This is a genomic window from Pseudonocardia sp. DSM 110487 (assembly GCF_019468565.1).
In the GTDB taxonomy this organism is placed as follows: Bacteria; Actinomycetota; Actinomycetes; order Mycobacteriales; family Pseudonocardiaceae; genus Pseudonocardia.
Map to the genome: position 1 here is coordinate 5779868 of NZ_CP080521.1, position 13275 is coordinate 5793142.

Genomic DNA, 13275 nt, shown 5'->3' on the forward strand with positions numbered 1-13275 from the left:
TCGTCGCGTGCGGGGCCATCGCCTCGCACGTCGCTGCCGTCGTCGGGCGGCGGGGGTGGAACGTGGACGTGCATCCGCTGCCGCCGCTCCTGCACAACCACCCCGAGCGGATCGCGGCGGCCGTCCAGGAGCGGGTCCTCGACCTGCGCGCCACGCACGTGGCCGTCGCCGTCGCCTACGCCGACTGCGGCACGTACGGCGCGCTCGACGAGGTGTGCGCCCGGCTCGGCGTCCCACGGCTGCGCGGCGACACCTGTTACGACGTGTTCGCAGGCGCCGAGCGGATGCGGGAGCTCTACGAGCAGGAGCCGGGAACCTACGTGCTCACCGACTACCTCGCACTCTCGTTCGACCGCTCGGTGATCCGCGAGCTGGGCCTGGACCGGTATCCGCAGCTGCGCGAGGAGTACTTCCGCCACTACCTGCGGGTGGTGTGGCTCGCCCAGCACCCGGTGCCGCGGATCCGGGTCGCCGCCGAGCGCGCAGCCGCGTACCTGCGGCTCCCCCTCGAGGTCGTCGACGTCGGCGAGGCCGGGCTGGAGCGGGAGCTCGCACGCCTGGTGCTCGAGCGCGGTTCTGCGGCGGGAGCGTCCGGGACACGTTGACCTGAGGGCGGGTCTCCGAGCAATAGCGGAAGGACTGCTTCCGCGATCGGTGCGATCCTTGGCCGATGTTGCAGACCTCGGCCCGGCTGCTCCGGATCCTGTCCCTGCTGCAGATCCACCGCGACTGGACCGGTGCGCAGCTCGCCGAACGGCTCGGGGTGAGCTCGCGGACCGTGCGCAGCGACATCGACAAGCTGCGCAGCCTTGGCTATCCCGTGCATGCCTCGCCCGGCGTGTCGGGCGGCTACCGGCTCGGGTCGGGAGCGGCGCTGCCGCCCCTGCTGCTCGACGACGACGAGGCCGTCGCGGTGGCGATCGGCCTGCGCACCGCGGCCGGAGGCACCGTCAGCGGCATCGAGGAGACGTCCGTGCGGGCGCTCGCCAAGCTCGAGCAGATCCTGCCGTCCCGGCTGCGGCATCGGATCTCGGCGATGACGTCGGCCACCGTCACCGTGCCGGGCGTCGGCCCGACCGTTGACGCCGACGTCCTCACCACGATCGCGGGCGCGATCCGCGCGAGCGAGCGGCTGCGATTCGACTACGCCACCCACGACGGCGTGGCCGGCGTCCGCGTCACGGAGCCGCACCGGCTGGTGAGCTGGGGACGCCGCTGGTACCTCGTCGCGTGGGACGTCGACCGGGACGACTGGCGCACGTTCCGCGTCGACCGGATGTCCCCACGGTCGCCGACCGGTCCGCGTTTCACGCCGCGGGAGCCGCCGGAGGGCGACGCCTCGCTGCACGTCCAACGCGGCGCCGGGGCAGCCACATGGCGCTACCGGGCGAAGGTGCTGCTGCACGCCCCCGTCGAGTACGTCAACGCGCGGCTACCGGTCGCCACGTCCGTCGAACCGGCCGGTGACGGTCGTTGCGTCGCCGAGGTCGGATCCGACACACCGCAGATGCTGGCCCACTACATCGGGCTGCTCGACGTCGACTTCGAGGTCATCGACTCCCCCGAGCTGGCCGGACAGCTCGAGAAGCTCGCCGACCGCTTCGGCCGAGCCGCCGCGAGTGTCACACCCAACTCCTGAAGCACTGTTCAGATGAGCCATAGTTGGCTCATGCTGCGCTTCGCCGTGCCCCGCATCGTGCCGACGCTCGCGGCCGCCGCCCTGCTCGCCGCCTGCGGTGGCCCTCCGTCGGCGGTCGTGCCTGGGGGCAGCGGCACGACCGCCCGCAACTGCGGCATCGACGTCACCGTCCCGGGCCCGCCGCAGCGGATCTACGCCGCCTATCAGCCCGCGATCGAGATGGTGCACGCGCTCGGGGTGAGCGACCGCGTCGTCGGCACCGCCTACCTCGACGCGCAGGTGCTCCCGGAGTACGCCGCGGCCCAGGCGGCGACCGACTACCTGCCTGAACTGCCCAGCCGGGAAGCACTGCTGGCGGCCAACCCCGACTTCGTCGTGTCCGGCTTCAACGATCTGTTCGCGACCGCGGGCTCCGAGTCGCTCGGCACGCGCGCGAGCCTGCGCGACCTCGGAGTCCAGTCGTGGATCTTCTCCCCGCTGTGCCCGAGCGCCGACGGCATGGCCGACGAGGCGATCGACCCCGCGTCGGTGACGATCGAGAACGTCTACTCCGACGTGCGAGACCTGGGCAGGCTGTTCGGGGTCGAGGACCGCGCCGCGCGGGTGGTGGCGGACATGCAGGCTCGCATCGCGGCGGTGCAGCAGCGCGTGGCGGGGGCGTCCCGGCCGCGGGTCGCGGTGGTGCGGCCGCAGGACGACGGCACGTTCCGGGTGGCGGGCGGGCCCGATTTCGTCACGCGGATCCTGGACATCGCGGGCGCCGACAACGCCTTCGCCGACCTGCAGGGCAGGCGCAACTTCCCGGTCGGGCCCGAGGAGATCGTCGCCCGCGATCCGGACGTGATCCTCACGAGCACGTGCTGCGACGGTTCCTACACACTCTCCGACGCCGAGCCCGACGCGGAACGCATCCGCACGAACCCCGCGTTCGCCGGGCTCAGCGCTGTGCGGGAGGGCCACGTGTACGGATTCCTCTTCGCCGACCGGGCCGCCGGGGTGCGGGTGCCGCACGCCGCGGAGCTGGTCGCCTCACTCGTGCACCCCGACCGCCGGTGAAGGATCCCTACACACACGCACTCAGCCCGCGACTCGCGTACATCCAGACCGCGACTCGCGGGGAACGGGGCTGCGCCCGTTCCGCGAGTCGCGCTGTGGGTGCGCGCGAGTCGCACTTTCGGTGCGCACGTGTCGTGGTGGGTGCCGCTGTCCTGGTCGCCGCGGCTGCCTGGCTCTCGCTGCTCGTCGGCACCCAGCCGATCACGCCCGCCGACCTCGTCGCGGCTCTCGCGGATCCGGCCGCCGGCAGCAGCGCGGTGGTGCTGCACCTGCGCCTCCCCCGCACGGCCGCGGGCCTGCTCGCCGGCGCAGGGCTCGGGCTGGCGGGCGCCGTGGCGCAGGGGCTCACCCGCAACCCCCTCGCGGGGCCGGAAGTGCTCGGCGTCAACGGCGGGGCGGCGTTCGCGGCGGTGGTCGCGATCTCACTGGTCGGGGTCGGCCCGCTCGGCGGCTACGTGTGGTTCTGCTTCGCAGGCGCAGTGCTCGCGCTGGCCGCCGTACTGGCGATCGCCACCACCGGACGCGGCGGCGCCACACCCGTGAAGATCGCCATGGCCGGGGCCGCGGTGTCGGCCCTGCTGTTCTCGCTGACGTCGGCGATCGTGTTGCGCAACCACGATCTGTTCGAGCGGTTCCGGTTCTGGCTCGTCGGCTCGCTGACGAGGGCCGACCTGCCCACCGTGCTCCAGGCCACCCCGTTCCTCGCCGCGGGTGCGGTGCTCGCGCTCGCCCTCGCGCGCCCGCTGGACGCGGCCGCGCTCGGCGACGACACGGCACGCAGCATCGGCGCCCGGCCGGCCGTGGTTCGCGGGCTGGCGGTCGTGGCGATCGTGGTCCTCGCGGGCACGGCGACGGCGGTCGCCGGTCCGGTCGGGTTCGTCGGGCTGGTCGTGCCGCACGCCGCACGGATGCTCACCGGCCCCGCCCACGTGCGTGTGCTGCCGCTCTCGGCGCTGCTCGGGGCGCTGGTGCTGCTCATGGCCGACGTCGCGGGCCGGGTGGTGCTGCGGCCCGAAGAGGTGCAGGTCGGCGTCACCGCCGCGGTTCTGGGCGCGCCGGTCTTCCTGTACCTGGTCCGCAGGCGCCGGGTGGCGTGGCCATGACCGCGACACTGCGGGCAGGGCGCGTCTCGCTGCGGGTCGAGCCGGCGTCGGTGCTGCTCGGTGCGGCGGCATGGGCCGCCGCGCTCGCGGTGGCGCTGTACGCGGTGACCGTCGGCGACTACCCGATGCCGCTGTCCACCGTGCTCGACACGCTCGCCGGCGACGGCACCCTGCTCACCTACGACGTCGTGGTACGCAACCGGCTGCCCCGGGCGCTCGTCGGGCTGCTGGTCGGCGCGTCGCTGGGAATGGCGGGCATGGTGCTGCAGCGCATCGCGCGCAACCCGCTCGTCAGCCCGGACGTGATCGGCGTCGGCGCCGGGGCGTCGGCGGGCGCCGTGGTGATGATCGTGGTGGTCGGGGCGGGCGCGCCCGCCGTCGCCGCCGGTGCGCTGACCGGTGCCGTCGCGGCCGCGGCGACCGTCTACGCGATCGCCGCCCGCGGCGGGTTCAGGGGTTACCAGCTCGTCCTGGTCGGCATCGGGGTCACCGCGCTGGCGAACGCGGCCGCGTCGTTCCTGCTCACCCGCTCCGACCGGTACGCGGCCAAGCAGGCGGCCACCTGGCTGGTGGGGGACGTCGCAGGCCGTTCGTGGCCCGACGTGCTCACCGTGGCGGCCGGGCTCGCGGTCGGCGCGCCGATGGTGCTGCTGCTGACCCGCCACCTGCGGCTGCTGGAGCTGGGCGACGACATCGCGCGCGCCCTCGACGGCCGGATCGGCACCGCCCGGGCGGCGCTGGTGGCGAGCGCGGTGGGACTCACCGCGCTCGCCACGGCCGCGGCGGGACCGATCGGGTTCGTCGCGCTGGTCGCACCGCAGATCGTGCGCCGGGTGCTCGCCACGCAGGCCGCGGGCCTGCTGCCCGTGGCCGGGGTCGGCGCGCTCGTCGTGGCCGCGGCCGACCTCGCCGCGCGGCGCCTGTTCAGCCCGGACGAGCTGCCGGCCGGGGTGCTGACCGCCGCCGTCGGCGCGCCCGTGCTGCTGTACCTGCTGGTGCGGGTCAGCCGCCGTAACGGCTGACCCGCTCCGGCCGGATGACGATGCGGACCAGATCCGCCGACACCATCTGCTCCAGCGTGGCGGCCTTCTCCGGGTCGTCCAGATCCCAGTAGCGCGCGCCGAGGCGGCCGGCGAGCTCCCTGGCGCCGTCCTCCTCGACGGTCGCGCTGCCGCTGATCGCGATCCAGTTCTCCGGCTCCCCGACGGCATTGGCCGCCACGAGCGACGCCCGCGGATCCCGGCGCACCCGTCTGACCTTCGGCGAGGAGGTCAGGGAGAACAGCTGCACCGCGCCGTCCTCGGTCACCTCGAACCACACCGGCCGGGGCGCGGGGAGACCGTCACCGCCCGCCACGGTGAGGAAGCCCATGCGGGGCGTCGCCAGGAACTCCCGGTCAGCGGCGGTCAAATCTGCGCTTCTCGTCATGCTGCTCATCAACCGATCGCCAACGCGATTCGGGGACCGATCATTCCGCCGGCGCTACGGTGGGGGCCGTGCCCGACGAGTCCGCCGCCCGTTTCCTGCGCGTCTCCGACGCCGAGCGCGAGCACGTCGTCGGGCTGCTGCAGCGGGCCACCGGCACGGGGCTGCTCGACGTCGACGAGTTCACCCGCCGCGTCGACACCGCCCTCACGGCACGCACCCGCGGCGAGCTGAACGCCGTGCTGCTCGACCTGCCCGGCCTGACCCACCCGGACCGTCCCGCGCAGGTGCCGATCCCCGCCCGGCCTCCCGTGCACCGGCCCACCCCGGTCGTGACCGACAACGGCACCGGCCACGAGGTCCGCAGCATGCTCGGCTCCGTCCGCCGCCGGGGTGTCTGGGACGTGCCCGCGCACCTGGTGGTGCGCACCACCCTCGGCTCGGCGGAGCTCGACTTCACCGAGGCGCGCATCCCGCACGAGGTCGTCGACATCGAGCTCGAGGTGGTGGCGGGCTCGGTGGAGCTGCGGCTCCCCGCGGGGGCCCGCGTGGAGCACGGCGACCTCGAGGCCACGCTCTCCGGCATCGAGAACCGCCTGCGGGGCCGCCCGGACGCACCGGAGGGCCCGCTCTTCCGGATCCGCGGCTCGGTGCGCGCGGGCTCCGTGGAGATCCTCCCACCCCGCCGCGCCCACTGGTGGCGCCGCTCCTGAACCAGATTCCGACGAACGGCGCGTTGGTCGGAACCTATCCGACGAACGCGCCGTTCGTCGGAAATCGGCTACGGCACCGTCTCCGCCACGACCTCGGCGAAGGCGCGGATCCGCGCGTTCTCGTGGTCCTGGTGCCACACCAGTCCGAGAGCCGACTCCGGGAGACCCGCCACCGGGACGTCCACCACGTCGCGGCGGCGGTGGTAGGCGGCGGTGGGCGCGCACAGCAGCATGCCGCCGCGGTTGGCGGCGATCAGCCACACGCCCTCCTGCAGGGTGCTCACGGCCGGGCCACTCGGGATGGGCAGCCCGCTGGGAGTGGTGGTGGGTGCGTGGGCGCGGCGCCAGTACTCAACGGCGGGTTCGGCCGCGGAGATCAGCGGGACGTCCGCGAGCTCCTCGGCCGAGACCTCGGACCGCCGGGCGAGCGGGTGGCGGGTGGAGATCGCGAGGCGTTGCGGCTGCCGCGAGAACACCGGACCCAGCACGAGGCCCTCCTCCTCGACGGGCAGCAGCACGACGGCGGCGTCGACCTCACCGCGGTGTACCGGCCCGAACGGGTCCGACAGCGGGATCTCGGCGATCTCGACGCTGCTGCGGGCGTGCCGGTCCTGGAAGGCGGTGACGGCGCCGAGCAGGCGGTCGTCGGCCGTGCCCTGGAACCCGACGCGCAGCGGGCCGGGAACCGACCGGGCCTCGGAACGCGTCTCGTCGACCGCCGCCCGCAGCGCGCCGTACGCGGGTTCGAGCGCGCCGCGGAACCGCTGCCCGAGCGGGGTGAGCCGCACGCTGCGGCTGGTGCGGCTGACGAGCCGCGCGCCCACGCGCCGTTCGAGGGAACCGATCAGCTGGCTCACCCGGCTCTGCGAGACGTAGAGCCGCTCCCCCGTACGCCCGAAGTGCAGCTCGTCGGCGAGGACGAGGAAGCACTCCAGCTCGCGGATCTCCAGCCCGGCCATGCTCCGCCTCCGATCGATGAGCCTCGCTCATGGAAGCGTGAGAGCTCCGTCGTTGTTCCGCGGCGCCGCCGGCGGTCTGCTGGGGATCATGACGCAAGCGACTCGCACGGCCGGTTGGCCTGCCGTGCTCGTGGTGGCAACCGGCATCTTCACGGTCGTCACGTCGGAGATGCTGCCGGTGGGGCTGCTCACCCCGATGGGCGCCGCGCTGCACGTCAGCGAGGGGACGGCGGGGCAGACGCTGACGACGACGGGGATCGTCGCGGCGATCGCGGCACCGCTGGTGGTGCCCGCGCTCGGCCGCCTCGACCGCCGGACGGCACTGGTGGCGCTAGCGGCGCTGCTCGCGGCGGCCAACCTGCTGGCCGCGTGGTCGCCCACCTTCGCCGTGATGATCGTCGCCCGCGTGCTGGTGGGGATCGCGATGGGCGGGATCTGGTCGCTCGCGGCGGGGCTCGCGGTGCGGCTCGTGCCACCAGGCGCCGTGGGACGCGCGACGGCCACGATCTTCAGCGGCATTGCCGTCGCCTCCGTGCTGGGGGTTCCGGCGGGGACGTTCCTCGACGCGCTCGCCGGATGGCGGGCGGCGTTCGTGGTGGTCGGGGCATTGTCGGGACTGGTGGCACTGGCGTTGGCGCTCGTGCTCCCAGCGCTGCCGGCCGAGCGTGCGCCGGGTTTCTCCGGCGTCGCCACACTGCTGCGCAACCCGCGGGTCGTCACCGGGCTCGTCGTGGTCGCGCTGCTCGTCGTCGGGCACTTCGGCGCCTACACCTACGTGCGCCCGGTGCTGGAGGGCCTCGCGATCGACGCACCGCTGATCGGCACGCTGCTGCTGGTCTACGGCGTCGCCGGCGTGCTCGGCAACTTCGTCGCCGGCACAGCCGCCGTCCGGTCGGTCGGGCGAACCGTGCTGGTGCTCGCCGGTCTGCTGGTGGGCGCCGTGGCGCTGCTCGCGGTCGCTCCGTCAGCACCCGCGGCGGCCGTCGCGCTCGTGGTGTGGGGGCTGGGATACGGGGGCGTCTCGGTGACCGCCCAGACCTGGATGATGCTCGCCGCACCCGACGACCGCGAGACGGCATCGTCGCTCTTCGCCGGCGTGTTCAACGGGGCCATCGCGCTGGGCGCGGTCGGCGGCGGCCTGGTGGTCGACGGCTTCGGCCCGGCGGCGGTACTGGCCTGGGGCGCCGTGCTGGTGCTCGGTGCGCTGGTGGCAATGGCGATCGGCCGGCCCGTCCGCTGATCAGCCGAGAGAAGTGCTCGGGGTGGGCCGAGGCGTGAGCCCGAGCGTGGAGAGGGTGACGATCAGGACGCCCGCGGCGAAGAGCGCGATGTCCGCGACGTTGCCGATGAACCAGTCGAAGTAGGCGATGAAGTCGACCACGTGCCCCTGGCCGAACGACGGTGCTCGCAGGAGCCGGTCGAGGAAGTGCGTGACGGCGCCGCCGAGGAACAGGCCGATGCAGACTGCCCACGCCCGCGAGCGGACTCGCCACGTGAACCAGGATGCGGCCAGCACCGCGCCGCCCGCGGCGATCGTGAACACCCACGTGGCACCGGTGCCGATGGAGAACGCGGCGCCCGGGTTGTAGATCAGCTTGATGCCGAGCGCGTCCCCGAGCACGGGGAACCGCTCCCCGACCGGCAGGGTGGCCTCGGCCCACGCCTTGGAGAGCTGATCGGCGGCCAGCACGACCACCGCGACGGCGACCGCGATCCACGGTGCACGGCGCGTCCAGTACTGCACGCGCCGGTCGGTCGATGCCGGCGGGGTCATCACTCGATCCTGCCAGGTCCTTCAGGATCGGGTGAGCGCCCGCCTTCGCCGCTTGGCCACCGGCAGCACCAGCGGGATCACCAGCGCCAATGCCACGACGATCCAGAGGAACACCGTGATCGGCGAGGACACCAGGATCGACGGGTCACCCTCGGACAGGGTGAGCGCGCGGCGCAGCTGCTGCTCGGCGAGCGGGCCGAGGATCAAGCCGACCACGGCCGGTGCGACCGGCACCTCCGCGGCGCGCATCAGGAGCCCGAGCAGCCCCAGTGCGCACAGCACCAGCAGGTCGACGGCGGTGCCGCCGGCGGCATACGCGCCGAGCGTCGCGAACACCAGCACACCGGCGTAGATGGCGTAGGCCGGGATCGTGAGCAGCCGGGCCCACATCCGCACCAGCGGCAGGTTGAGCACCAGCAACATCACGTTGCCGACGTACAGGCTCGCGATGAGCGTCCAGACCAGGTCGCCGGACTCGGAGAAGAGCTGCGGGCCCGGCTGCAGCCCGTAGGACTGGAACGCCGTGAGGATCACCGCAGCCGTGGCCGACGTGGGCAGCCCGATCGTCAGCAGCGGCACCAGCACGCCTGCCGCGGCTGCGTTGTTGGCGGCCTCGGGCCCGGCGACGCCCTCGATCGCCCCGCGCCCGAACTCCTCCGGGTGCTTGGTGAGCCGCTTCTCCGCCGCGTAGGACAGGAAGGTCGGCACCTCGGCGCCGCCTGCGGGGAGGCTGCCGATCGGGAACCCGAGCGCGGTGCCCCGCAGCCATGCGGGCCACGACCGGCGGAAGTCCGAGCGGGAGAGCACCACGGCACCGCGCAGCGGCTCGACGGTGGCGTGCCCGGTGCCGGTGAGCAGGTGCCCGAACGCCTCGGAGAGCGCGAACAGCGCCACGACCACGATCACGACGTCGATCCCGTCGAGCAGCGCGTCGATGCCGTATGTCAGCCGCGGCTGCCCGGTCTGGGCGTCGATCCCGATCAGCCCGATCGTGACGCCGACCAGCAGGCTCGCGAAGCCCTTGAGCAGGTTCGGGCCGAGCAGTGCGCTCACCGTGACGAACGCGACGGCCATCAGCGCCACGTACTCGGGCGGGCCGAAGCCGGTGGCGAAGTCGGCCACGACGGGCGCGAGGAACGTCAGCGCAACGGTGCCGATCGTTCCGGCGACGAAGCTGCCCAGCGCGGCCGTGGCGAGCGCTGCGGCCGCCCGCCCGGCGCGGGCCATCTTGTTGCCCTCGAGAGCCGAGATCATCGAGGCGCTCTCGCCGGGCGTGTTGAGCAGGATCGACGTGGTCGATCCGCCGTACATGCCGCCGTAGTAGATCCCGGCGAACATGATCAGCGCGCTGGAGGGCTCCAGCCGGAACGTGATCGGCAGCAGCAGCGCGACGGTGAGCGCCGGGCCGATCCCGGGCAGCACGCCCACCGCGGTGCCGATGGTGACGCCGATCAGTGCCCACAGCAGGTGCTCCACGGTCAGCGCGGAGGCGAAGCCCTCCAGGAGGAGCGTGACGCCGTCCATCACACTCAGAACCCCCATGGGCCTGCGGGCAGGGTGAGCCCGATCAGGCGGTCGAAGACGAGGAACACGACGGCGGCCAGTGCCCAGCCCCATGCGGGGACCCGCCAGTCCCGCGGCGCACCGAGCAGCAGGGCCGCGGCGACGAAGAGCCCTGTGGCGGTGACGACGTAGCCCAGGAGCGGCAGGAGCAGCGCGAACCCGACCAGCGCCGCGACGAGGCCGAGCACCCGCATTCCGGCCCGTGGCTGCCACGGCGTCCGGGCCTCGGCCCTCGGCAGCTTGCGGCGGGCGTCGACCAGCAGCCCGGCACCGACCGCGCCGAGCGCCACCCCGATCGGCAGCGGCACGGCGGCGGGCCCCACCACGGCCGATGTGGCCGGGAGCCGCACCGCGTCGATGATGACGAGTACGGCACCGATTAGCAGCAGGCCGCCGAAAGCGGCCGTCGCGAGCACGGTGTGCCGGTCGACGGCGACCGGCGCATCCTCATCGGCCATCAATTTCCCCCCAACCCGATCTGGGTGAGCACCCGCGACACGCGCTCCTGCTCGGACTGCACGAACCGCTCGAACTCGGGCCCGGCGAGCAGGGCATCGCCCCAGCCACGGCGGGCCAGCGCGTCGCGCCACCCCTCGGTCTGCGCCATCCGGACGAGCATGTCCTCCAGTGCCTGCTCCTCCTGGTCGCTGATGCCTGGCGGGGCGACGACCCCGCGCCAGTTCTCGACGACGACGTCCAACCCTGACTCCGTCAGTGACGGGACATCGGGCAGCGAGGGCAGTCGGTCCGCGCTCGACACTGCGAGCGCGCGTACGGTGCCGGCCTCGATCTGGGGCTCGATCTCCGAGAGCCCGAAGATCCCGATGGTCGACCGCCCGGACAGGACGGTGGTGAGCGCCTCGCCGCCTCCGGAGTGGGCGACGTAGCTGACGCGCGCCGGGTCGGCGCCGACGGCCTGTGCGAGCAGCCCGGACATGATCTGCTCCGCGCCGCCCGCCGACCCACCGGAGATCGAGACGGCCGCGACGTCGGCCTGCATCGCCGCGACCAGGCCGGGCACGTCGGTGAGCGGGGAATCGGCGGCGACGACCACGACCTGGTAGTCGGTGGTGAGCCGCGCGAGCGGGGTGGTGTCGGTGAGCGAGCGCGGCGAGCCGTTCGCGATGACCGCGCCCATCATGATCAGCCCGGTCGTCATCAGCTCGGACGGGTCGCCCTCGTGGCGGACGAACTGGCTCAGCCCGATGGTGCCGCCCGCTCCGGAGACGTTGTAGACCTCCGTGCGCCCCACCAGCTCGCGCAGCGCCTTCTGCATCTCCCGCGAGGTCTGGTCCCAGCCGCCACCTGGCGATGCCGGGGCCATGATCCGCAACTGCTCGTCGCCGAGCACGTCCTGCACGGCGCCGCCGCGGTCGGCGGCGGGCGCGGTGAGCACGATCGCGGCCGTGGCCGCGATTGCCGCCACCAGCGCGATCACGCCGCTGCGCCCCGGTGGTCGGCGAGGAGCGCGCTCCTCGGTGGTTCCGGGTGCCCCCATCGCCGGTCTCCCGTCGCCGGTTCGACTGCCGTGTCGACCGTTGTATACAGTGATGTGCAATCAAGGACAAGCGGGAGGCCCAGTAGTGCAGGAGGAGACCGAGGTCGTCGTCGTCGGGGGCGGCAACGCCGGGTTCAGCGCCGCCCACGCCGCGACCGGACGAGGGCGGCGGGTGCTGCTGCTGGAGAAGGGCGAGCCCGGGCTGGCCGGCGGCAACAGCTACTTCACCGCCGGGGCCGTCCGGATCGCACACGGCGGGCTCGCCGAACTGGCCGACCTGCTCGACCCCGACGAGCGGCACCAGATCAGCGTGCTCCCGCCCTACCCCGCCGATGCGTTCACCGCGGACATGGAGAAGGTGACCGGAGGGCGCAACGACCCGGCCCTCACCGAGGTGCTGGTGGCCGAGAGCCAGGACGCGATCCGCTGGCTGCACGGGCTGGGGCTGCGCTACCGGTTGATGTACGAGCGCCAGGCGTACCCGGACACGCAGGGACGACAGGTGTTCTGGGGCGGGCTCGCGGTGGGCAGCACCGGCGGGGGCAAGGGCCTGATCGAGCAGCACACCGAGGCCGCGGAGAAGGCGGGCGTCGAGATCCGCTACGGCACGCGCGCCGTCGACCTGCTGCCCGACGGTCCCGGTGTCACGTGGCGCGACACGGACGGACGCAGCGGCACCGTTCGCGCCGAGTCGGTCGTGCTCGCCGCGGGCGGCTTCGAGGCCGACGCCGAGCTGCGGCGCCGCCATCTGGGCGAAGGGTGGGAGCGGGCCAAGGTGCGCGGCACCCCGCTGAACACCGGCGACATGCTCACCGCCGCCCTCGCGGCGGGTGCCGCGCCGTACGGCGACTGGGGCAGCTGCCACAGCGTGGCATGGGACGCCTGGTTCCCGGGCAACGAGGGCGACCGCGAGCTGACCAACCAGCTCACCCGCAGCGGCTACCCCCTGGGGATCATGGTCAACACGCGGGGTGAGCGGTTCCTCGACGAGGGCGCGGACTTCCGCAACTACACCTACGCCGAGTACGGGGCCCGAATCCTCGCCCAACCAGACGGGATCGCGTTCCAGCTCTTCGACGCCACCACCCGGCCGCGGCTGCGCAGGGAGGAGTACGACATGCCGGGCGCGTCGGTCGTCACCGGCTCGACGCTCGCCGAGCTCGCGGCGGGGATGGGTGTCGACGCCGCGGCGCTGACCCGCACGGTGCAGGAGTTCAACGCCGGGATCGACCGGGACGTCCCGCTCGACCTGGCCGTCAAGGACGGTCGCGGCGCCCGCGTCGACCCGCCGAAGTCGAACTGGGCGATCGCCCTGGACAACCCGCCGTTCTACGCCTTCCCGGTCACCTGCGGGATCACGTTCACCTTCGGCGGGCTACGCGCCGACACATCGGGCCGGGTGCTCGACGGGTCGGGCGTGCCGCTGCCCGGCCTTTTCGTCTGCGGCGAGATGCTGGGCGGGCTGTTCAGCGGCAACTACCCGGGCGGCAGCGGGCTCACCGCGGGCGCGGTCTTCGGGCGCCGCGCCGGGACCATCGCGTGACC

14 protein-coding genes are annotated in these 13275 nt (G+C 73.5%); 8 read left to right on the forward strand and 6 right to left on the reverse strand.

Annotation, left to right across the window (positions count from 1 at the left end):
• Window positions 1-62 precede the first annotated feature (62 nt).
• The 5 genes from K1T35_RS26960 (at window position 63) to K1T35_RS26980 (ending at window position 4820) form a co-directional block, all read left to right on the forward strand.
• Window positions 63-605 carry a DUF1638 domain-containing protein gene (locus tag K1T35_RS26960; protein ID WP_220254618.1) on the forward strand — a complete coding sequence of 181 codons (543 nt, stop codon included), beginning with the start codon at window positions 63-65 and terminating at the stop codon, window positions 603-605.
• Window positions 606-670: 65 nt separating this feature from the next.
• A complete protein-coding gene (locus tag K1T35_RS26965; protein ID WP_220254619.1) occupies window positions 671-1639 on the forward strand; it encodes a YafY family protein in 969 nt (322 codons plus the stop codon).
• 30 nt (window positions 1640-1669) lie between these two features.
• Window positions 1670-2695: an ABC transporter substrate-binding protein gene (locus K1T35_RS26970; protein ID WP_220254620.1), complete on the forward strand. Its 1026-nt coding sequence runs from the start codon at window positions 1670-1672 to the stop codon at window positions 2693-2695.
• A gap of 137 nt (window positions 2696-2832) precedes the next feature.
• Window positions 2833-3798: an iron ABC transporter permease gene (locus tag K1T35_RS26975; protein WP_255620769.1), complete on the forward strand. Its 966-nt coding sequence runs from the start codon at window positions 2833-2835 to the stop codon at window positions 3796-3798.
• Window positions 3795-4820 (forward strand): iron chelate uptake ABC transporter family permease subunit, encoded by a 1026-nt coding sequence (locus K1T35_RS26980; RefSeq protein WP_220254622.1) that lies wholly within the window; start codon window positions 3795-3797, stop codon window positions 4818-4820. The genes K1T35_RS26975 and K1T35_RS26980 overlap by 4 nt, the downstream gene beginning before the upstream one ends.
• On the opposite strand, the gene K1T35_RS26985 is transcribed toward K1T35_RS26980, so the two are convergent.
• Window positions 4801-5226, reverse strand: a complete 426-nt coding sequence (locus K1T35_RS26985; RefSeq protein ID WP_220254623.1) for a pyridoxamine 5'-phosphate oxidase family protein — start codon at window positions 5224-5226, stop codon at window positions 4801-4803. The genes K1T35_RS26980 and K1T35_RS26985 overlap by 20 nt on opposite strands.
• A gap of 68 nt (window positions 5227-5294) precedes the next feature.
• Between K1T35_RS26985 and K1T35_RS26990 the strand changes: the two genes are divergently transcribed.
• Window positions 5295-5936 (forward strand): DUF1707 domain-containing protein, encoded by a 642-nt coding sequence (locus K1T35_RS26990; protein ID WP_220254624.1) that lies wholly within the window; start codon window positions 5295-5297, stop codon window positions 5934-5936.
• 68 nt (window positions 5937-6004) lie between these two features.
• Here the strand turns inward: K1T35_RS26990 and K1T35_RS26995 are convergent, their stop codons facing one another.
• Window positions 6005-6895 (reverse strand): LysR family transcriptional regulator, encoded by an 891-nt coding sequence (locus K1T35_RS26995; protein ID WP_220254625.1) that lies wholly within the window; start codon window positions 6893-6895, stop codon window positions 6005-6007.
• Window positions 6896-6983: 88 nt separating this feature from the next.
• Here K1T35_RS26995 and K1T35_RS27000 point away from each other — a divergent pair, with 88 nt between their 5' ends.
• A complete protein-coding gene (locus K1T35_RS27000) occupies window positions 6984-8135 on the forward strand; it encodes an MFS transporter (RefSeq protein ID WP_220254626.1) in 1152 nt (383 codons plus the stop codon).
• Here K1T35_RS27000 and K1T35_RS27005 read toward each other — a convergent pair whose 3' ends face one another.
• From K1T35_RS27005 to K1T35_RS27020, 4 genes are read right to left on the reverse strand one after another with little or no spacing between them, the layout of a single operon-like run.
• A complete protein-coding gene (locus tag K1T35_RS27005; protein WP_220254627.1) occupies window positions 8136-8669 on the reverse strand; it encodes a signal peptidase II in 534 nt (177 codons plus the stop codon). It lies immediately after the preceding gene.
• A 21-nt stretch (window positions 8670-8690) separates the two neighbouring features.
• Complete coding sequence (locus K1T35_RS27010) at window positions 8691-10193, reverse strand: tripartite tricarboxylate transporter permease (RefSeq protein ID WP_220262881.1); 1503 nt, start codon at window positions 10191-10193, stop codon at window positions 8691-8693.
• A 5-nt stretch (window positions 10194-10198) separates the two neighbouring features.
• Complete coding sequence (locus tag K1T35_RS27015) at window positions 10199-10690, reverse strand: tripartite tricarboxylate transporter TctB family protein (RefSeq protein ID WP_220254628.1); 492 nt, start codon at window positions 10688-10690, stop codon at window positions 10199-10201.
• Window positions 10690-11730: a tripartite tricarboxylate transporter substrate binding protein gene (locus tag K1T35_RS27020; RefSeq protein WP_220254629.1), complete on the reverse strand. Its 1041-nt coding sequence runs from the start codon at window positions 11728-11730 to the stop codon at window positions 10690-10692. The genes K1T35_RS27015 and K1T35_RS27020 overlap by 1 nt, the downstream gene beginning before the upstream one ends.
• An 85-nt stretch (window positions 11731-11815) precedes the next feature.
• Between K1T35_RS27020 and tcuA the strand changes: the two genes are divergently transcribed.
• Window positions 11816-13273, forward strand: a complete 1458-nt coding sequence (tcuA, locus tag K1T35_RS27025; RefSeq protein ID WP_255620770.1) for an FAD-dependent tricarballylate dehydrogenase TcuA — start codon at window positions 11816-11818, stop codon at window positions 13271-13273.
• Window positions 13274-13275: the final 2 nt, after the last annotated feature.